We start from the raw sequence: 19,588 nt of genomic DNA on the forward strand, positions 1-19,588 counted from the left end.
GGGAGCCCCCGCACCGGAACGGTGCGGGGGCTCCCGTGTGCCGTGGTGCGGCGGGTCAGCCGGTGTTGCGCAGGCCCGCGGCGACACCGTTGACGGTGAGCAGCAGGGCGCGGGCGAGCAGCGGGTCCGCCTCCTCGCCGCGGGCGGCGGCGGCGCGCTGGCGGGCCAGCAGGGAGACCTGGAGGTAGGAGATGGGGTCCAGGTAGGCGTCGCGGACGGAGAAGGTCTGCTGGAGCACCGGGTGGGAGTCCAGGAGCTTCTCGCCGCCGGTGATGCGCAGGACCTCGCGGACGGTCAGCTCGTGTTCGGCCTCGATGCGGGCGAAGACGTGCTTGAGGTGGTCGGGCACGAGGGTGTCGACGTAGTGCCGGGCGATCCGCAGGTCGGTCTTGGCCAGCGTCATCTCGACGTTGGACAGGAAGTTGCGGAAGAAGTGCCAGCGCTCGCCCATCTCGGTCAGCGCGTCCGCGTGGCCGGACTCGCGCAGGGCCTTGAGGCCGGAGCCGACGCCGTACCAGCCGGGGACGATCTGGCGGGACTGGGTCCAGCCGAACACCCACGGGATGGCGCGCAGGCCGTCGAGACCGGCGCCGGAGTCGGGGCGGCGCGAGGGGCGCGAGCCCAGGTGCAGGTCGGCGAGCTGGTCGACGGGGGTGGCCGCGAAGAAGTACGCGGGCAGGTCCGGGTCCTCGACGAGCGCGCGGTACGCGGCGTGGGCCGCGTCGGAGACGGTGTCCATGGCCTCGTCCCAGCGGGCGAGGGCCTCGTCGGACTGGCGGGGCGCGGTGTGCAGGGCGGACGCCTGCAGGGTGGCCGCGACGGTCAGTTCGAGGTTCTCGCGGGCCAGGGACGGGACGAGGTACTTGTCGGAGATGACCTCGCCCTGCTCGGTGACCTTGATCTCGCCTTCCAGGGTGCCCCAGGGCTGCGCGAGGATCGCGTCGTGCGAGGGGCCGCCGCCGCGGCCGACGGTGCCGCCGCGGCCGTGGAAGAGGCGCAGCCGCACGCCGTAGCGGTGGGCGACGTCGCGCAGCCGGCGCTGGGCGCGGTGGATCTCCCACTGGCTGGTGGTGATGCCGCCGAACTTGGAGGAGTCGGAGTAGCCGAGCATGACCTCCTGGACGTCGCCGCGCAGCGAGACCAGGCGCCGGTAGGACGGGTCGGCGAGCATCTCGTCGAGGATGACGTCGGCGGCGCGCAGCTCGTCGGTGGTCTCCAGCAGCGGCACGATGCCGATCTTGGCCCAGCCGCCGTGGAGGTCGATGAGGCCGGCCTCGCGGGCGAGGACGGCGGCGGCGAAGACGTCGTCGGCGCCCTGGCACATCGAGATGATGTACGACTCGATGACCTCGGGGCCGAACTTCTCGAAGGCGTCCTTGATGGCGCCGAAGACGCCGAGGGTCTTCTGGCCGGCGGCGTCCAGCGGCGCCGGGGTGGGGGCCAGCGGGCGCCGGGAGCGGAGTTCCTTGGCGAGGAGCTTGCCCCGGTACTCGCGCGGCATGTCGGCGTAGCGCCAGGACTCCTCGCCGAGCCGGTCGAAGAGCTGGCCCAGCGCGTGGTGGTGCGCGTCGGCGTGCTCGCGCACGTCCATGGTGGCGAGCTGGAGGCCGAAGGCGGCCAGGGTGCGGATGGTGCGGTCCATGCGGCCGTCGGCGAAGAGCGCGCCGCGGTGTTCGCGCAGGGAGGTCTGGATGAGGGTGAGGTCGGCGAGCAGCTCGGCGGTGCCGAGGTAGTCGCGGCCCTCCTCGTGGGCGGTGCCCCGGGCGAGGCGCTCGCGTGTGTTGACGAGCTTCTGCCGGATGCAGGTGGCCTTGAGGCGGTACGGCTCCTCGGCGTTCAGCCGCTTGTAGCGCGGGCTGATCTCGGGGAGGCGTTCCAGATCGGCCTGGAGCGAGGCGAGGAGCTCCTCGGTGGCGCCGGTGTAGCGGATGGAGTTCGACAGCAGCCCGCGCAGGAAGTCGACGAGTTCCAGGGCGTCGGTGATGCCGTGCTCGTGCTGGAGGATCAGCACGTCCCGGGTGACGTCGGGGGTGACGTTCGGGTTGCCGTCGCGGTCGCCGCCGATCCAGGTGCCGAAGGTCAGGGGGCGGGTGCCGGGGGGCAGCTCGACGCCGACGCGCTGGAGTTCGGCGGCGAGGTCCTCCAGGACGTCGCCCACCGCGCCGGCGTGCAGCTCGTCGAGGTAGTAGATGGCGTTGCGGGCCTCGTCGGCGGGCTCCGGGCGGACCACGCGGAGTTCGTCGGTCTGCCAGACGAGGTCGATGTTCTCGGCGAGCCGCAGGTCGTGGCGGCGGCGGTCGCCCGCGCCGGTGACGGGCTCCTCCAGCAGCGCCGCGATGCGGCGCAGCTTGTTGAGGACGCTGCGGCGGGCCGCCTCGGTGGGGTGCGCGGTGAAGACCGGGCGGACGTTGAGGTTCCTGACGGTCTCGCGCAGGTGCTCGGGGTCGGCGTCCTTGAGCATGTCCGCGGTGCGGGCGAGGAGCCCGCCCTCGGCGGCGCGGTGGGCGCGCAGCTCCTTGCCGCGGTGCACCTGCTCGGTGACGTTGGCGAGGTGGAAGTAGGTGGAGAAGGCGCGCACCAGCTTGGCGGCGGTCTCCAGGTCGATGTCGCCGAGCAGCTCGGCGGCGGCCTCGCCGTCGGTGCGGGTGAGGGCGCGGACGCGTTCGACGAGGTCCAGGAGGTCCTGGCCCTCCTGGCGTACGAGGGTCTCCCCGAGGAGGTCGCCGAGGCGCCGGATGTCCGCGCGCAGTTCTGCGTTCGCGGTGGCGGCCGGGGTGAGGGGGGCTGCCGGCTGGGAGGCCCGGGGGGCCTGGTCAGCACTGCTCACAGGTGCGGCTCCTTGCAGTGTTTCGAGCGCTACTGGGCGGTGGGCTCCCGGTCGCACGCGGCACTGCCGCTCCTGATGCGCAGCCCGGGCTGCCCGTACGGACCGCGCTGTCCGACGAGAACAGGATAGGTGTCCGATCCCCGTGTCCGGTCAGTTGTCTCGCGGGGCGGCCGCGAGGCGGGCCGTGTACGGCCTGTGGACGTCGCGCGTACGGGGTGTGCGCGGCCTGTGGCGACTCTCCGCGGCCGCGCTCCTCTTGCCCTCACCCCCTGCTTTGCCATACTTACGATGCCGTAGGTTACGGGCCCGTAGGCTCCGTGCCCTCCCGGCTCCCCCAGCATCGCTGGGTGGTGCCCCCTCGCCGACTCCTCACCCCCAGGGGACCCCCCATGACCACCAGTCCCGATCTGATCGAGGACGCCTCGGCGCCCTCCGACACCTCCTCGCCGTCGGCGACGCTCGGCGGCGAGAACAAGCGGTCCGTCGAGCAGATCGCCCTCCTGCTGTTCATCACCGTCCCCTTCCTGGGTCTGCTGGCGGCCGTCCCGCTGGCCTGGGGCTGGGGGGTGAGCTGGCTGGACCTCGGCCTGATGGTCTTCATGTACTTCCTGACGTGCCACGGGATCACCATCGGGTTCCACCGCTACTTCACGCACGGTTCCTTCAAGGCGAAGCGGCCGCTGCGGATCGCCCTGGCCGTCATGGGGTCCATGGCGGTGGAGGGCCCGCTGGTGCGCTGGGTGGCGGACCACCGCAAGCACCACAAGTTCTCGGACCACGAGGGCGACCCGCATTCGCCGTGGCGGTTCGGCGAGACGCTCCCGGCGCTGATGAAGGGCCTGTGGTGGGCGCACATCGGGTGGCTCTTCGACGAGGAGCAGACCGACCAGCAGAAGTACGCCCCGGACCTGATCAAGGATCCGGCGATCCGGCGGATCTCGCGTGACTTCATCTTCTGGACGATGTTCTCGCTGGCGGTCCCGCCGCTGGTCGGCGGTCTGGTGACGATGTCCTGGTGGGGCGCGTTCACGGCGTTCTTCTGGGGTTCCCTGGTGCGCGTGGCGCTGCTGCACCACGTGACGTGGTCGATCAACTCGATCTGCCACGCGGTGGGCAAGCGGCCGTTCAAGTCCCGGGACCGCTCGGGCAACGTGTGGTGGCTGGCGGTGCTGTCCTGCGGGGAGTCCTGGCACAACCTGCACCACGCCGACCCGACCTCGGCCCGGCACGGGGTGCTGCGCGGCCAGGTCGACTCCAGTGCGCGGCTGATCCGCTGGTTCGAGCAGCTGGGCTGGGCCACGGACGTGCGCTGGCCGTCCGCCGCCCGCGTCGACGCCCGGCGCAGGGAAAACGAGTCGAACGCGGCATGATGGGGGATGTGGCGAACGACGGCGGTAATCCCAGCAGCGACAAGCCCCGGCGCGGCCGCCGGGTGCGGATGACGGGTGCGGAACGGCGCCAGCAGCTGCTGGACATCGGCCGGACCCTGTTCGCGGAGAAGGGCTTCGAGGGCACGTCGGTCGAGGAGATCGCGGCGAAGGCCGGGGTGTCCAAGCCGGTGGTGTACGAGCACTTCGGCGGCAAGGAGGGCCTGTACGCGGTCGTCGTGGACCGCGAGATGCGCCAGCTGCTGGACGGGGTGACGGGCGCGCTGACCGCCGGGCACCCGCGGGAGCTGCTGGAACAGGCGGCGTTCGCGCTGCTGGACTACATCGAGTCGTACACGGACGGCTTCCGGATCCTGGTGCGCGACTCCCCGGTCGCCCAGTCCACGGGCACCTTCGCTTCGCTGATCAGCGACATCGCCACGCAGGTGGAGGACATCCTCGGTCTGGAGTTCAAGGCCCGGGGCTTCGACCCGAAGCTGGCCCCGCTGTACGCGCAGGCGCTGGTCGGGATGGTGGCGCTGACCGGGCAGTGGTGGCTGGACGTGCGCCGCCCGGGGAAGGCGGAGGTCGCCGCGCACCTGGTGAACCTGGCCTGGCACGGGCTGGACCGCCTGGAGTCCAAGCCGCAGCTGGTGGGCCGGCGCAGGAACTGACGCCCGCCCGCGGGCCCGGCGGACACGGACGGCGCCCCGTCACCGGAACCCTCCGGCGACGGGGCGCCGCCGCGCGTCCGGCCGCACCGCCCGCGGCCGCCGGTCAGACCTCCTTGCGCGCGACGGCGAAGATGCGGCGGAACGGGAAGACGGTGCCGCGCGGGCCCGGCGGGTAGGCCGCGCGCAGCCGGTCGCGGTACTCGGTGAGGAGGGCGTCCACGGCGTCCCGGTCCTCGCCGAGGGCGGTGAGGACGGGCCTCAGGGCCGTGCCCTTGACCCAGTCGAGCACCGGGTCGGCACCCTGGAGCAGCTGGAAGTACGTGGTCTCCCAGACCTCGACGGCGCAGCCGAGCTCGGTCAGCCGGGCCAGGTACTCGGCGGGTTCGAGGAGGTGTACGTAGTGGGCGCCGTGCCCGGCGAGCCGGGAACGCCAGCGCGGGGCGTCGCAGATCTCGGCGAGCAGCGCGTGGCTGGGGGCGGTGAAGTTGCCGGGTATCTGGAAGGCGAAGGTGCCGCCGGGGCGCAGCCCGTTGATCCACGGGCCGAAGGAGCCGGGGTGGCTGGGGACCCACTGCAGGGCGGCGTTGGAGACGATCAGGTCGTACGGCTCCTCGGGGAGCCAGGTGGCCAGGTCCCCGTGCCGGAACTCGAGGCTGCCGCCGCCGGCGGTGGGCCCGGCGTACTCCCCGGTGGCGCGGTGCAGCATCTCCGGGGAGAGGTCGAACCCGGTGATGCGGGCCTCGGGCCAGCGGTCGGCGAGGAGGGTGGTGACGTTGCCCGGGCCACAGCCGAGGTCGGCGATGCGGGCGGGCCGGCCGGGCAGCCCGGGTATCCGGGCCAGCAGGTCGACGAAGGGGCGGGCGCGGTGTCCGGCGTGCCGGAGGTACTGCTGGGGGTCCCAGGTGGGCGCGGAGGGCGCGGTGGCCGCGGGGTTCCGGTCCTGCGCGGTATCGGAATGCATGTACGAGCCTCCCTGCTGGCGGGGTGGTCGGAAGCGGAAGCTGTTCCGGCCCCCTCCATGCCCCATCGTCGACCCGTTTATATCTCGATGTCAAGATACTTGATAGCGAGATACATGACATGAAGAGACTTCACATCGACAGACCCCTTACACTGATCCGCATGGAGGACGAGGTCGACCGATTGGTCGCGGCTTGGCGGCGGGAGCGTCCGGACCTCGACGTGGAACCGCTCGAAGTGCTGAGCCGCGTCAGCAGGCTCGCGCGCCACCTCGACCGCGCCCGCAGGCTCGCCTTCTCCGAGCACGGCCTGGAGCCGTGGGAGTTCGACGTCCTCACCTCGCTGCGGCGCGCCGGAGCGCCCTACCAGCTCTCCCCGGGCCAGCTGCTGACCCAGACCCTGGTCACCTCCGGCACCATGACCAACCGCATCGACCGGCTCGCCAAGAAGGGCCTCGTCGAGCGGCTCCCGGACCCCAGCGACCGCCGCGGGGTCCTGGTGCGGCTGACCCCCGAGGGCAGGGACCGCGCCGACCAGGCCCTCGCCGGACTGCTGGCCCAGGAACGGGCGATCCTCGCCCGGCTCTCCCAGAACCAGCGGGGCGATCTCGCCGGGCTGCTACGCCAGTTGACCGCTCCGTTCGACAACATCCCCGGCTAGTTCCGCGGGACGTACGCCGGCCCGCCTGGCCAGCGCCACCGCGGCGAGCGTCGAGTGCACTCCGAGTTTGCCCAGCACGTTCTGCATGTGGGTGCGGACGGTGTGCGGGGACAGGAACAGCCGCGCCGCCACGTCCTTGCGGCCCAGTCCCGCCACCATGCAGCGCAGCACCTCGTGCTCGCGCGGGGTGAGCGACTCCACGAGCCGCTCGCTGTCCGTACGGTGCTTGCGTGCCGCGGTCAGCTCGCGGAGCACTCCGGTGAGCAGCGCGGGCGGGAGGTGCGTCTCCTCGCGCAGCACGCCGCGGACCACGGCCAGCAGCCGGGAGAGCGAGCAGTCCTTCGCCACCCAGCCCGAGGCCCCCGCCTGCAACGCCAGCGCGGCCCGGCGGGGTTCGTCCCGCTCCGCGAGGACCACGGTACGGACTCCCGGATGGGACACCCGCACCCCCGCGACCAGCGCGATCCCGTCCGCACCGCCCGGCGGCCCCGAGCCGGACTCCCGCTGGGCGGGCAGTGACCCGGCCGCGACACCGAGATCGGCGTCGACCAGCAGGACGTCGAAGCGGCGGCCCTCGGCCACCGCGCGTTCGAGGCAGCGCAGGGCGGCGGGGCCGCTGCCGGCCGCGGACACGTCCACGTCCGGCTCGGCCGCGAGCGCGGCTGCGAGCGATTCGGCGAAGATGCGGTGATCGTCGACCACGAGAACCCGGATACGAACCACAAAACCCCCAAGGGTAGGGGAACGGACGGCGGCGGGTACGGCGCCCGGACCGGGTGATCCGCAGCCGTCGCGGCCGCCGCCGAGACACCTCTGCACTACCCCGGAGCGGACGCCGTACCCGACGTGTCTCGACCCCTGAATCAACACCGGCCCCCACCGGTGTCACGCAACAGCGTAGAGCCGGGGCGGCTGACAGTTGGCCGAATTGCAGAAGTTTTCCCAGCGATTTTCCCGCACAGCCGTTCCGAACGGCCTTTGTCATGGCTTGATTTCGACTGCGCCGAAGGTCCGGATGGCCGCTTCCGACCCGGCGTGTGCCGCGGGCAGTTGCACGGGGGGCATTTCACCCCGCGCGTGCACGCCGGGCGCCCGCGCACGGCTCCCGATCGCGGCGCGCGGCGCACACGCGTACGCCCCCCGTACCTGGCGGTGCGGGGGGCGTGGGGGACGGCGGCGGGCCCGGCGGGGCCGAGGGGTCAGGAGGCGTGCGTGCGCGCGAAGTTCCACGCGTCCGAGATGATGCCGGTGAGGTCCGAGCGGTTCGGGGTCCAGCCGAGACGCTCGTGGGCGGTGCGGGCGGAGGCGACCAGGACCGCCGGGTCGCCGGCCCGGCGCGGGGCGACGACCTCCGGGATCTCCCGGCCGGTGACCTTGCGGACCGTCTCGACGACCTCGCGGACCGAGAAGCCGCTGCCGTTGCCGAGGTTGCAGATCAGGTGTTCGCCGGCGGTGGCGTTCTCCAGCGCGGCGAGGTGGGCCTCCGCGAGGTCCGCGACGTGGATGTAGTCGCGCACGCAGGTGCCGTCCGGGGTCGGGTAGTCCTCGCCGAACACCGAGATCGACTCCCGCTCGCCGAGCGCGACCTGGAGGACCAGCGGGATCAGGTGGGTCTCGGGGGCGTGCCGCTCCCCGAACCGCCCGTACGCGCCCGCCACGTTGAAGTAGCGCAGGGAGACGGCGGCCAGGCCGTGCGCCGCGCACTCCCCCGCGATCATGTGGTCCACGGCGAGCTTCGTGGCGCCGTACGGGTTGGTCGGCGCGGTGACGGACGCCTCGGTCAGCAGGCCCTCCGCCGGCTCCCCGTAGGTGGCGGCGGTGGAGGAGAAGACCAGCTTGCGCAGGCCCGCCCCGCGCATGGCGTTCAGCAGCGCGAGGGTGCCGCCGACGTTGTTCTCCCAGTACTTGGCCGGGTTCGCCACGGACTCGCCGACCTGCGAGGACGCCGCGAAGTGCAGCACCGCCTCGTAGGAGTCGTCGAGGTGGTCGGCGGCGTCCTGGATGCGGCCCTCGATGAAGGTGGCACCCTCCGGGACGCCCGCGCGGAAGCCGGTGCTGAGGTCGTCGAGGACGGTGACCTCGTGGCCGGCCTCCAGGAGGTGGGCGGCGACCACGCTGCCGACATATCCGGCGCCACCGGTTACCAGGTACTTGCTCACTCGCCTACTGCCTCTCGCGGGGGAACGCGCGCTGGGTGCGTGCGCGTGCTGGAGACTGGCTTACCCGATCCGGCGCCCGCAGGGAAATCGGCGGCCCGCTCCGCTCAGCCGCGGGCCGCGCCGGGCGGCTGCGCGGGGGCCACCCGGTCCAGGAGTCCGGTACGGGCCGCCAGCGCGGCCGCCTCCAGCCGGGACCCCACGCCGAGCTTCATCAGCACCCGCTGCACGTGCGTGCGGGCGGTGCTGGGGGCGATCTCCATCCCCGCCGCGATCATCCGGGTGTCCTCGCCCTCGGCGACCCGGGCCAGGACCTCCACCTCGCGCGGGGTGAGCAGGCGCAGCAGCCGGCTGCCCTCGTCGTCGGGCTGGACGGCCGGGTTGAGGAGTTCGGCGAAGGCTCCCTGGAGCAGTTGCGGGGAGATCGCGACCTCGCCGGCCCGCGCCTTGGCCAGGGCCCGTTCCACGCCCTCGATCCGCTCGTCCTGGCGTACGTACCCCGAGGCGCCGGCGGCGAAGGCGGCCGCGATCCCGCGCGGGCTGGGGACCGGTCCCAGGACGACCACGGCGATCTGTGAGCGCTCCCGCCTGATGCGGGCCACGGGCTCGAACACGCCCGGCTCGGCCGGGGAAGCGGTGCCGAAGAGACAGACCTCCGGGGCCCGGCTGATCACCAGCTCGGCGGCGCCCGCGGCCGGGGCGGCCGCGGCGAGCACGCGGTGCCCGCGCAGTTTCAGGGCCGAGGCGAGCGCCTCGGCCAGCAGGCGGTGCTCGTCGACCACCACGACCCGTACGCCCATGAAGGCATCCACCCCCGACCCTTCTGCCCCGGCAAGCTACACGCTTGTTCGACGGAGCGAGGGGGATACCGCGCAGAAGCCCCCGGAAGGCGGACCTTCCGGGGGCTGCGTGCGGGAGCGGGAGCGGCCGGCTCGGCGTCAGCTCGCGGTGAAGGAGACGAACAGGTACTCGGGATCGCTCTTGTCCGAGTAGGGCTTGCGGGCCGTCGTCCGCGAGATGAACAGCTTGCCGTTGTGGTAGCGGTACTCGGAGTACTCGGGCGAGAACGCCGTCTCGATGCGCTGGCTCGCCTTGTCCGCCGGGTTCTGCATGAGGAGGGTCTCCTTCATGGTCGTCCCGTCGATGCTGACGATCTGGCCGCCCTTGTCGTAGGGGGGCCTCTTGTAGGCGATGACGTTCGAGCCGTCCATGCGCAGCGGGAACAGCGTGAACCGCTCGCCCGCGTCGGCGCGGTCGGTGGTCTGCTTGCCGGTCTCCAGGTCGAAGGAGAGCAGCTCGTTGGTGCGGCCGCTGGCGGACTCGCCGCCCTGGTGCTCGTAGGAGGGCACGTAGATCTTGCCGTTGCCGACGACCATGTTGGTGCACTTCTCGACCTCGGTGGCCGCGCACTTGCCGGCGAACGTGCCGTCGGCGAGCGAGATGCGCGCCTTCAGCTCGCCCGTGGGCGCGATGACGAAGAGGTCGCTGACGCCGGTGGCGTTCTTGGCGGTCTTGCCGACGTCGGCCCCGACGATGAGGGGCTTCGTGGAGACGATGCCGGCGTACTCGATGCCCGGCGCGAGCTTGTACGAGGCCGTGGGCGCGCCGGTGGCCGGGTCGAGGAGCTGCGCGTGCAGGGTCGGGCTGGAGCTCTGGCCGCACTTGCGGATCACGCCGAGGGCCTCGCCGCCCGCGTAGCCCGCGTCGCGGCAGCCCTCGCCGTCGATCTTGGGCAGCCACAGGGACTTGCCGTCGGCGAGGTTCCAGGCGGCGCCGCCCGCGGTACCCGCGGCCGCGACGGTCTGGCCGCTGAGGGTGACCTCGTAGTAGGACACGGGCTTGTCGCCGCTGGTGGCGCCCTTGGCGTTGCCGGACCAGAGGAGCTTGCCGGTGCCCAGGTCGATGACGCCGACCTCGGTGCACTGGGGGTACTTGTTCTCGGGCGTGGGCATGACGGCCTTGAAGAGGACGGCCGTCTTGTTGTCGCTCACGTGCCGCGTCGCGCCGCACAGCTCGCCGGGGAAGGGCAGTTCCCACGTCTTGCCGCCGTCGACGACGTTGTAGCCGACCACCTTCGCGACGTCGGACTTGACGTAGGTGGAGTCGGTCAGCCAGGAGCCGGCGACGTTGGCGATGTCGGCCGGCTGCGGGCTGGGCTGGTTGAACAGCGGCTTCGACTTGGGGTTGCCGGGCACCTTCTCGGAGCCGCCCGCGCCCTGGGGCTTGCCGTCGGGGCCCGCGCCGGGACTGCCGCTCGCGGTGGGCTGCCCGTCGGTGCCGCCGCCGTCACCGTCGCCGGAGACGTACCAGAGGCCGCCTCCGACGATCATGACGATGGCCAGCAGGGCGGCTCCGACGATCATCAGCTGGGTGCGCTTGTCGTTGCCGCCGGCCGGCGGCCGGGCGGCCTGGACCGGCACGGTGGGCGGCTGTCCGTACATCGGGGCGGTGGGCGGCTGTCCGTACGGCGGCGGGGTACCGGGGCCGGGCTGCTGCTGCGGGTATCCGTAGCCCGCCGGGGGCTGCTGCGGGTATCCGTAGCCCGCCGGGGGCTGCTGCGGGTATCCGTAGCCGGCCGGGGGCTGCTGCGGCGGCGCGGGCGGCGGGGCGGGCGCGCCGAATCCGCCCGGCGGGGGATCCTGCGGCGCTCCGAAGCCGCCGGACGGCGGCTGGCTGGGGGGCGGCGGGGTGCTCATGGGTGGCGACTGCCTCTCGGTGGGCGGCTCGGTGGGCGGCTCGGCGGACGCGTTCACTTGCCGAAGACCATCAGGAACTTCTCGTCCTTGCCCCGGGCCTGCAGGCGCGATACGGAGAGGAAGAACCGCCCGTCGACGTAGTCGAGTCCGGGGGTGTGGAAGGAGCTCTCGACCGGAGCCGCCGCGCCCGACGGATTGCGCAGGAGCGCGGTGGGGGCGGCGCCGCCGGCCGGGACGGAGAGGATCTCGCCGCCCTTGTCGTACTCGGCGTGGCGGTAGGCGATGAGCTGCCCGCCCACGGCCTTGAGCGGGGTGAGGGTGCGCTTGGCCCCGGCCGGGGTGCGCCACTTCTCCTTGCCCGTGGACAGATCGAAGGCGACGACGGCGTTGCCCGCCACGGCGTCGCGCGCGGTGGCGAGGTGGAGGGTGCCCCCGTCGACGACGGCCGAGGAACAGACGGACAGGGACCGGAAGATGCCGGTGTCACCGCACCCGACCGGGAACTTTCCCTCGGCGGAGAGGGTGGCGCCCTGCTTCCCGTCGGGTCCGATCACCGTGATGACGATCTCCTTCGTCGCCTCGTTGCCGAGTTCGAGGACGAGCGGGTCCAGCGAGTACACGCTGCTGACCTTGAAGGACTTGGGAACCCGGTAGGTCCAGCCGCGCTTGCCGGTGACGGGGTCGGTGCCCTGGACCTCGGCGGTCTTGTCCTCGTCGAGGCAGGTGGCGAGGCCGACCATCGTGCCGTTGCCGGCCGCGTAGGAGCCCGGCTTGCAGCCCTCGGCCTGGGTGCTGGCGAAGAGCTTGTCGCCGTTGCTGATCTTGAAGGCGCTGGCGGTGCCGCCGCGGCTGATGGCCACGGTGTCGCCGGTGATGGCGATGCTCGGGCTGGTGAAGATGTCGAAGAGCTGCTCCTTGGGCACCTCCTTGGACCAGACCTCCTTGCCCGACGCCAGGTCGACCACGCGCATCTGCGTGCAGGCGGCGGACTCCGCCTCGCTCTCCCGGTACATGACGACCGTCTTGTTGTCGGCGGTGGTCTGGGGGGTGACGGAGCAGACCGCGGCGGGGAAGGGAAGCGTCCACTTCTCCTTGCCGTCGGCGACTCCGTAGCCGGTGAGGGACTTCCAGACGCTCTTGACGACGGTGTCGCCGACGACCCACTGGCCCTCGGACTCGACTCCCATGCCGGGGCCGTCGATCTTGGCGGTCTTGAGCCAGAGGACCTTGTCCTCACCCTGCTGCCGGCCGGCGTTGAGGTCTTCCTCGCCGGCGCCGTTGCCGGTGCCGTCGCCCTTGTCGACCTCGGCGGAGGCCGAGGGCTTGGGGTCGGCGGGGGTGGATCCCTGCGCCACGGGCTGCCTGGGGTCCGCGTCACCGTCACGGAAGAAGGCGACGTACGCGCCGGCGCCGAGGACGAGGGCGCCCGCGACGGCCGCGGCGATCAGGACGGTCGCCTTCTTCTTCGGCGGGGTCCCGGGGGCGCCGGGCGCCGGGCCCGCGGGCACGGTCGGGGGCTGCGGCGGGTGGGCGTAGCCGGGCGGGGGCTGCTGCGGCGGGTACTGCGGGAGCTGGGAAGGCTGCTGGGGAGGCTGCTGACCGTACGGCGGCTGCTGGGCGTACGGGTTCGCGCCCTGCGGCGGGTAGCCGTAGCCGGGCTGGGGCGGGCCGGGCAGGTGGCCGTAACCGGAAGGTGTCGGCGGCTGGTTCGGCGGCTGGGGCGGCTCGGTCATCAGCGCACGCTTTCGGCTTCGGTGAGGTCGTGGGGGATGCCTTTCTATCACTCACGCCTTCCTTATGCCGGGCCGGTCCGCCCCCTGTTCCCAAGGGAGGACCGGCCCGTGACGCCGCCGTTATCCGGCCACCCGGCCCGGAGTACGGGGGGGGAGTACGGCCGGAGTGCGGCCGGAGGGCTACGCCTCCTCCGCCAGCTCCAGCCAGCGCATCTCCAAGTCGTCGCGGTCGGAGAGCAGTTCCCTCAGCTCCGCGTCGAGCTTGGCCACCTTGTCGTAGTCGGTGGAGTTCTCGGCGATCTGCGCGTGCAGGCCGCTCTCGCGGTCGGAGAGCTTGTTCAGCTGCCGCTCGATCTTCTGGAGCTCCTTCTTCGCGGCACGGGAGTCACCGGAGGCGGACGTCTTGGCCCCGGCGGACGCGGGGGCGGGCGCCGGCGTGGCCGCCTCGATCATCTTCCGGCGGCGCTCCAGGTACTCGTCCAGGCCGCGCGGCAGCATCCGCAGGCTGGCGTCGCCGAGCAGGGCCATCACCGTGTCGGTGGTGCGCTCGATGAAGAACCGGTCGTGGGAGATCACGATCATCGAACCGGGCCAGCCGTCGAGGAGGTCCTCCAGCTGGGTCAGGGTCTCGATGTCGAGGTCGTTGGTGGGCTCGTCGAGGAACAGGACGTTGGGCTCGTCCATCAGCAGCCGCAGGATCTGCAGCCGGCGGCGCTCGCCGCCGGAGAGGTCGCCGACCGGCGTCCACTGCTTCTCCTTGGTGAAGCCGAACTGTTCGCACAGCTGGCCCGCCGTCATCTCGCGGCCCTTGCCGAGGTCGACGCGGTCGCGCACCCGCTGGACGGCTTCCAGCACCCGCAGGGAGGGGTCGAGTTCGCCGACCTCCTGGGAGAGGTAGGCGAGCTTGACGGTCCTGCCCACGATGACCTTGCCCTTGGCGGGCTGGACCTCGCCCTGGGTGCGGGCGGCCTCGGCGAGGGCGCGCAGCAGGGAGGTCTTGCCGGCGCCGTTGACGCCGACCAGGCCGACGCGGTCGCCGGGGCCCAGGTGCCAGGTCAGGTGCTCCAGCAGGGTCTTGGGGCCGGCCTGGACGGTGACGTCCTCCAGGTCGAAGACCGTCTTGCCGAGGCGGGCGTTGGCGAACTTCATCAGCTCGGAGGTGTCGCGCGGCGGCGGCACGTCGGCGATGAGCTCGTTGGCGGCCTCGATGCGGTAGCGGGGCTTGGAGGTCCGGGCCGGGGCGCCGCGGCGCAGCCAGGCCAGCTCCTTGCGCATCAGGTTCTGCCGCTTGGACTCCTCGGTGGCGGCGATGCGGTCGCGCTCGGCGCGGGAGAAGACGTAGTCGCTGTAGCCACCCTCGTACTCGTGCACGTCGCCGCGCTGCACGTCCCACATGCGGGTGCAGACCTGGTCGAGGAACCAGCGGTCGTGGGTGACGCAGACGAGCGCGGAGCGGCGCTCCTGGAGGTGCTGGGCGAGCCAGGAGATGCCCTCGACGTCGAGGTGGTTGGTGGGCTCGTCGAGGATCAGCAGGTCCTGGTCGGCGATGAGCAGCTGGGCCAGCGCGATGCGGCGGCGCTCGCCACCGGAGAGCGGGCCGATGACGGTGTCCAGGCCCTGGCCGAAGCCGGGCAGGTCCAGCCCGCCGAAGAGGCCGGTGAGCACGTCGCGGATCTTGGCGTTGCCGGCCCACTCGTGGTCGGCCATGTCCCCGATGATCTCGTGGCGGACGGTGGCCGCGGGGTCGAGGGAGTCGTGCTGGGTGAGGACGCCCATGCGCAGTCCGCTGTTCTGGGTGACCCGTCCGCTGTCGGGCTCCTCCAGTTTGGCGATCATCCGGATGAGGGTGGTCTTCCCGTCGCCGTTGCGACCGACGACGCCGATCCGGTCCCCCTCGGACACGCCGAGGGAGATGCCGTCGAGCAGGGTACGTGTGCCGTACACCTTGCTGACTGCCTCGACATTGACCAGATTGACGGCCATCAGACGCGCTCCAGGGAAGGGGTGTGGATCAGCCCCTCAGCCTAACCCTCCGGGCCGGGGCCGACCGTTCCACCAGGAGCCAGCCTCCCAGCGCCATGCCGATGGCGACGGGCGCGGTGACCGGCACGGCGATCAGGGTGGCGCTGTGGCCCTCCAGCAGGCCCCCGAGGCCGGTCATGGACAGGCGGAGGACGCCGAGGAGGCAGAGCGTGATCCCGAGGGCGGCCGACGGCCCGCTGCCGGGGAGGCCGGCGGGGAGGCCGGCGGGCGGCGCGGCCGGGGCGCTGCCGTGCGGCGCGGCGGGGGCCGGCCGGGCCGGGGCCTCGAAGCGGCGGAACAGGGCGACGAGCAGCGCGGTCACCAGGGCCGCGAGGGCGAGCCGTACGGGAACCTGCGCCCACCAGGCCGCTCCGGCGGGGGCCGGGAGGGCGAGGCCGAGGGCGAGCTGGGCCGCGTACACCCCCAGCATCGCCGTGAGGTGCCAGAGGAAGGCGGTCATGGCGACGCCGTTGGCGGCGACGACCCCGCGCCAGACCCGCGGTCGGCGCAGCCACGCGGTGGCGGGCCCGGCCAGGAGCTGGACGGCGCCGACGAGCCACAGGCCGTGGCAGAGCAGGGCGAGGGTGGGCGGCGCCATGTTGGACACCTTCTCGCCGGGCATCCCGACCATGGACAGCGGGTACGGCCCGAACGCGACGAGCAGGACGGCCCCGGTGAGCCCGGCGGCGGCCAGGGCGGCCGGCCGGCGCAGGCCGCCCAGGCGGCCGTCGGCGCGCAGGAAGCCCAGCTGGTGCACGGCGAGCCAGACGAGCGCGAAGTTCAGGAACTCCACGTACGGGACCCCGAGGGCGAAGCGCAGCCCGTCGACGAGGGCGGCGGCGCCGGCCAGCCCGGCGAAGGCGCCCCAGCCGAAGCGCTCGTGCAGCCGCAGCAGCGGCGGGGTGAAGGCGACCATGGCCAGGTAGATCCCGATGAACCACAGCGGCTGGGTGACCAGCCGCAGGGCGGCCCCGGTCAGCCGTCCCCCGCCGGCGCCGGCGAGCTGGAGCGCGAGGGCGGCCGCGCTCCACACGAGGACGAAGACGAGGGTGGGCCGCAGCAGCCGCTGGAGGCGGGCCCGCAGGAAGTCGGCGTAGACCGGGCGGCCGGTCCGGCGGGCGAGGGAGCGGTGGGACAGGGCGTGCGAGAAGCCGCCGACGAAGAAGAAGACGGGCATGATCTGGAGCCCCCAGGTGAGGACCTGGAGCCCCGGCACGAGGGCGAGCAGGTTCCCTATCCCGTCGGCGCTGACGGCGGCCATCAGCCAGTGCCCGCACACGACGGTGCCGAGCGAGGCGACGCGGAGCAGGTCGATGTACCGGTCCCGGGTGGCGGGGGTGGCGGCGGCCACGGCTTCGGCGCTGACTGTCATGGCCCCAACATCACCGCCGCCGGGGGGCCCGCGACAGGGTACGGGTACTCAGTTCCGGCCTGGGTACACCCGCCCGCGGCCCACCCGGGGCCCCTTGCCGGGCCCCCGGGTGAGGGGGATCAGCCCGGCAGGACCGTGGCGCCGGGGGCCGGGCCGGACGCGACGTGCGTGGCCCGGCAGGTGCCGGAGGCGTCCAGCCCGGCGGCGACCTTGGCGGCGGCTTCCGCGTCCCGGACCAGGAACGCCGTCGTCGGCCCCGACCCGGAGACCATCCCGGCCAGTGCTCCGGCGCCCGTCCCGGCGGCCAGTACGGCGGCCAGCCGCGGCCGCAGCGAGAGGGCGGCGGGCTGCAGGTCGTTGGCCAGGGTGGCGGCCAGCGCGTCCGGGTCGCCCGAGGCGAGGGCGGCCAGCAGTTCCGGGGAGGCGGCCGGCGCGGGGACCTCCGTACCGGCAGCGGCGGCGAGGCGGTCGAACGCGCGGTAGACCGCCGGGGTGGACAGTCCGCCGTCGGCGACCGCGAACACCCAGTGGAAGGTGCCCGCGTCCAGCGGGGTCAGCAGTTCGCCGCGGCCGGTGCCCAGCGCCGCGCCGCCCGTCAGGCTGAACGGGACGTCGCTGCCCAGCTCCGCGCAGATCCCGAGGAGTTCGGCGCGCGGGGTGTCCAGGCCCCACAGGGCGTCGCAGGCCAGCAGGGCGGCGGCGCCGTCGGCGCTGCCGCCCGCCATGCCGCCCGCCACCGGGATGCGCTTGGCGATGTGCAGGTGGACGGCGGGGTCGAGGCCGCTCCGTGCGGCCAGCGCCTCGGCGGCGCGCGCCACGAGGTTGGTGCGGTCCAGCGGGACCTTGTGCGCGTCGGGCCCCTCACAGGTGACCGTCAGCGCGTCGGCCGCGGTGGCCGTGACCTCGTCGAAGAGGGAGACGGCCAGGAAGACGTTGGCCAGGTCGTGGAAGCCGTCGGGGCGGACCCCGCCCACCGCGAGGCGCACGTTGACCTTCGCGGGGACCCGCACGGTCACGGCGCCGCTCACAGCGCGGTCTCCCGCGCCGCCGGCTTGTGCTCGGCGATGGCCGCGAACTCCTCCACCGTCAGCGACTCCCCGCGGGCCTGCGGCGAGACGCCGGCGGCGACCAGGGCCGCTTCGGCGCCGGCCGCCGAACCGGCCCAGCCGGCCAGGGCGGCGCGCAGCGTCTTGCGGCGCTGGGCGAAGGCCGCGTCCACGACCGCGAAGACCTCGGCCTTGGTGGCGGTGGTCTTGACCGGCTCCGTGCGGCGGACGAGCGAGACGAGTCCGGAGTCGACGTTCGGCGCGGGCCAGAAGACCTTGCGGCCGATGGACCCGGCACGCTTGACCTGCGCGTACCAGTTGGCCTTCACGGAGGGGACTCCGTAGACCTTGTTCCCGGGCTCTGCGGCGAGCCGGTCGGCGACCTCGGCCTGCACCATGACCAGGGTTCGCTCGATGCTCGGGAAGCGGTCGAGCATCGTGAGCAGCACGGGCACGGCCACGTTGTACGGCAGGTTCGCGACGAGCGCGGTCGGCGCCGGCCCGGGCAGCTCCGTGACCAGCATCGCGTCGGAGTGGACCAGCGCGAAGCGGTCCGTGCGCGCGGGCATGCGGGCCTCGATGGTGGCGGGCAGCGCCGCCGCGAGGATGTCGTCGATCTCCACCGCGACGACCCGGTCCGCCGCCTCCAGCAGCGCGAGCGTCAGCGAGCCCAGGCCCGGCCCGACCTCGACGACCACGTCGTCGGGGCGGACCCCGGCGGTGCGCACGATCCGGCGGACCGTGTTGGCGTCGATGACGAAGTTCTGGCCCTTCTGCTTCGTCGGGCGTACGCCGAGTGCCGCGGCCAGCTCCCGGATGTCGGCGGGGCCGAGGAGGGAGTCGGATACGGGATGCCCGGGGTTCTCGGGGTTCTCTGGGTTCTGGGGCTGCTGCTCTGCGGTGCTCACCGGTAAAGCGTCTCAGATCGACGGGGTGCTCCCGCCCCGGACCGGTGCCTAGAGCCTGCGGCCGCAGTGGGGCCAGGGGCTCGCGCCGCGCTGGACGTAGAGCTTCTTCGCGCGGAACGTCTGCTCCGACCCCGACGCGTCCTGCGGGCGCCCGCTCCCGCCGAGCCCCTGCCAGGTGCGGACGTCGAACTGGTAGAGGCCGCCGTAGGTGCCCGAGGGGTCGGTGGCGGAGGGGCGGCCGCCGGACTCGCACCGGGCCAGCGCCGCCCAGTTCAGGCCGTCGGCGCCCGCGACGGACGTCGGCAGCGGCTTCGTTCCCACCCTGACGAGCTGCCCGACGGGCTCGCGGACGGTCTCCTCGGCGATCCGGCGGGCCTTCTGGCGGACCCCGTTGACGGTGCGCAGGCTGTACGTGACCCTGCGCGCGCCGGGCCGGCCGGCCCGCTCGACGACCTCGGTGCCGGCGAACAGGGCGGGGTCCTTCACCCGCTCCGTCACGTACGGGACGCGCTCCTCGCGGACCTCCCGGCTGCCGGTGATCCGGAGCACGGTGACGGTCTGGCCGTCGCGCGGGAAGGCGGTCGGGGGCACGGACGTGGTGTCCTCGCCGCGCAGGGTGATGCCGGCCTGGTCGAGGGCTTCCAGCACGGTCGCGGCGTTGGTGCGGATCGTGCGCTCGCGGCCGTCGGCCATGAAGGTGACGCTGCGCTCCGTACGGACGCCGAGGGTGAGGCCGGCGCGCGGGACGGGCGCGGTGCGGGGGACGGAGAGGTAGGCGCCCTCGGCGCGGATGCCGAACTGGCGCAGGGCGCCCTCGACGGTGCGGGCGGTGGTCCACACCTGGCGCCGGCGCCCGTCGAGGGTGAGGCGCAGCGGGCGGCCGTAGCGGACGACGATCTCCTCGCCGTCGTCGAGGTGGGCGCCGGGGGCGGGGGCGACGTCGTCGTGGGGGCCGACGCCGAGGCCCTCGGAGGCGAGCAGCTCACCGATGTCGTCGGCGAAGGTGTGCAGATCGCGCGGGACCCCGTCGACGGTGAGGCGTACGGCCTTGTCGGCGGCCACGAACGCGCTGGTACCGCCGGCGAGGAAGGCGACGACCAGCGCCTGCGGCACTACTACTGGCACTTCGTCGATGTCGTCTGGATCGGCCTCTTCGCCACGATCTAC

15 protein-coding genes are annotated in these 19,588 nt (G+C 73.2%); 3 read left to right on the forward strand and 12 right to left on the reverse strand.

Annotated features, from left to right (window positions below):
• Positions 1 to 55: 55 nt before the first annotated feature.
• Positions 56 to 2,827, reverse strand: a complete 2,772-nt coding sequence (gene ppc / locus ABT106_RS04000; RefSeq protein WP_502979197.1) for a phosphoenolpyruvate carboxylase — start codon at positions 2,825 to 2,827, stop codon at positions 56 to 58.
• Between the two features lie 389 nt (positions 2,828 to 3,216).
• On the opposite strand from ppc, the gene ABT106_RS04005 reads away from it, so the two are divergent.
• Both ABT106_RS04005 and ABT106_RS04010 read left to right on the forward strand, forming a co-directional pair.
• Positions 3,217 to 4,197 carry an acyl-CoA desaturase gene (locus tag ABT106_RS04005; RefSeq protein WP_351271887.1) on the forward strand — a complete coding sequence of 327 codons (981 nt, stop codon included), beginning with the start codon at positions 3,217 to 3,219 and terminating at the stop codon, positions 4,195 to 4,197.
• A complete protein-coding gene (locus tag ABT106_RS04010) occupies positions 4,197 to 4,868 on the forward strand; it encodes a TetR family transcriptional regulator (RefSeq protein WP_351271947.1) in 672 nt (223 codons plus the stop codon). Before ABT106_RS04005 ends, ABT106_RS04010 begins: the two co-directional genes overlap by 1 nt.
• A gap of 103 nt (positions 4,869 to 4,971) precedes the next feature.
• On the opposite strand, the gene ABT106_RS04015 is transcribed toward ABT106_RS04010, so the two are convergent.
• The gene (locus ABT106_RS04015) at positions 4,972 to 5,829 is read right to left on the reverse strand and encodes a trans-aconitate 2-methyltransferase (RefSeq protein WP_351271890.1); all 858 of its coding nucleotides are present in this window, start codon (positions 5,827 to 5,829) and stop codon (positions 4,972 to 4,974) included.
• 161 nt (positions 5,830 to 5,990) lie between these two features.
• Between ABT106_RS04015 and ABT106_RS04020 the strand changes: the two genes are divergently transcribed.
• On the forward strand, positions 5,991 to 6,488 hold the full coding sequence (locus tag ABT106_RS04020) for a MarR family winged helix-turn-helix transcriptional regulator (RefSeq protein ID WP_351271893.1): 498 nt from the start codon (positions 5,991 to 5,993) through the stop codon (positions 6,486 to 6,488).
• Here ABT106_RS04020 and ABT106_RS04025 read toward each other — a convergent pair.
• The 10 genes from ABT106_RS04025 to ABT106_RS04070 form a co-directional block, all read right to left on the reverse strand.
• Entirely contained in the window at positions 6,447 to 7,211 is a 765-nt protein-coding gene (locus tag ABT106_RS04025) for a LuxR C-terminal-related transcriptional regulator (RefSeq protein WP_351271896.1), read from the reverse strand. The two genes, ABT106_RS04020 and ABT106_RS04025, sit on opposite strands and share 42 nt — an antisense overlap.
• Positions 7,212 to 7,687: 476 nt before the next feature.
• Entirely contained in the window at positions 7,688 to 8,647 is a 960-nt protein-coding gene (galE, locus tag ABT106_RS04030) for a UDP-glucose 4-epimerase GalE (protein ID WP_351271899.1), read from the reverse strand.
• Positions 8,648 to 8,751: 104 nt separating this feature from the next.
• A complete protein-coding gene (locus ABT106_RS04035) occupies positions 8,752 to 9,444 on the reverse strand; it encodes a LuxR C-terminal-related transcriptional regulator (RefSeq protein ID WP_351271950.1) in 693 nt (230 codons plus the stop codon).
• A gap of 138 nt (positions 9,445 to 9,582) precedes the next feature.
• Complete coding sequence (locus tag ABT106_RS04040) at positions 9,583 to 11,340, reverse strand: hypothetical protein (protein ID WP_351271902.1); 1,758 nt, start codon at positions 11,338 to 11,340, stop codon at positions 9,583 to 9,585.
• A gap of 53 nt (positions 11,341 to 11,393) precedes the next feature.
• Positions 11,394 to 13,073 (reverse strand): outer membrane protein assembly factor BamB family protein, encoded by a 1,680-nt coding sequence (locus tag ABT106_RS04045; protein WP_351271905.1) that lies wholly within the window; start codon positions 13,071 to 13,073, stop codon positions 11,394 to 11,396.
• Positions 13,074 to 13,253: 180 nt separating this feature from the next.
• The gene (locus tag ABT106_RS04050) at positions 13,254 to 15,056 is read right to left on the reverse strand and encodes an ABC-F family ATP-binding cassette domain-containing protein (protein WP_351271908.1); all 1,803 of its coding nucleotides are present in this window, start codon (positions 15,054 to 15,056) and stop codon (positions 13,254 to 13,256) included.
• 28 nt (positions 15,057 to 15,084) lie between these two features.
• A complete protein-coding gene (locus tag ABT106_RS04055) occupies positions 15,085 to 16,467 on the reverse strand; it encodes an acyltransferase family protein (RefSeq protein WP_351271911.1) in 1,383 nt (460 codons plus the stop codon).
• 119 nt (positions 16,468 to 16,586) lie between these two features.
• Positions 16,587 to 17,495 (reverse strand): 4-(cytidine 5'-diphospho)-2-C-methyl-D-erythritol kinase, encoded by a 909-nt coding sequence (locus ABT106_RS04060; RefSeq protein ID WP_351271914.1) that lies wholly within the window; start codon positions 17,493 to 17,495, stop codon positions 16,587 to 16,589.
• Entirely contained in the window at positions 17,492 to 18,331 is an 840-nt protein-coding gene (rsmA, locus tag ABT106_RS04065; RefSeq protein WP_351271953.1) for a 16S rRNA (adenine(1518)-N(6)/adenine(1519)-N(6))-dimethyltransferase RsmA, read from the reverse strand. The genes ABT106_RS04060 and rsmA overlap by 4 nt, the downstream gene beginning before the upstream one ends.
• A 138-nt stretch (positions 18,332 to 18,469) precedes the next feature.
• Positions 18,470 to 19,588, reverse strand: a 1,119-nt coding sequence (locus ABT106_RS04070) for a resuscitation-promoting factor (RefSeq protein WP_351271917.1), incomplete at its 5' end; no start/stop codon positions are given.

This window comes from Streptomyces sp. NPDC002044 (assembly GCF_040296725.1).
In the GTDB taxonomy this organism is placed as follows: Bacteria; Actinomycetota; Actinomycetes; order Streptomycetales; family Streptomycetaceae; genus Streptomyces; species Streptomyces antarcticus.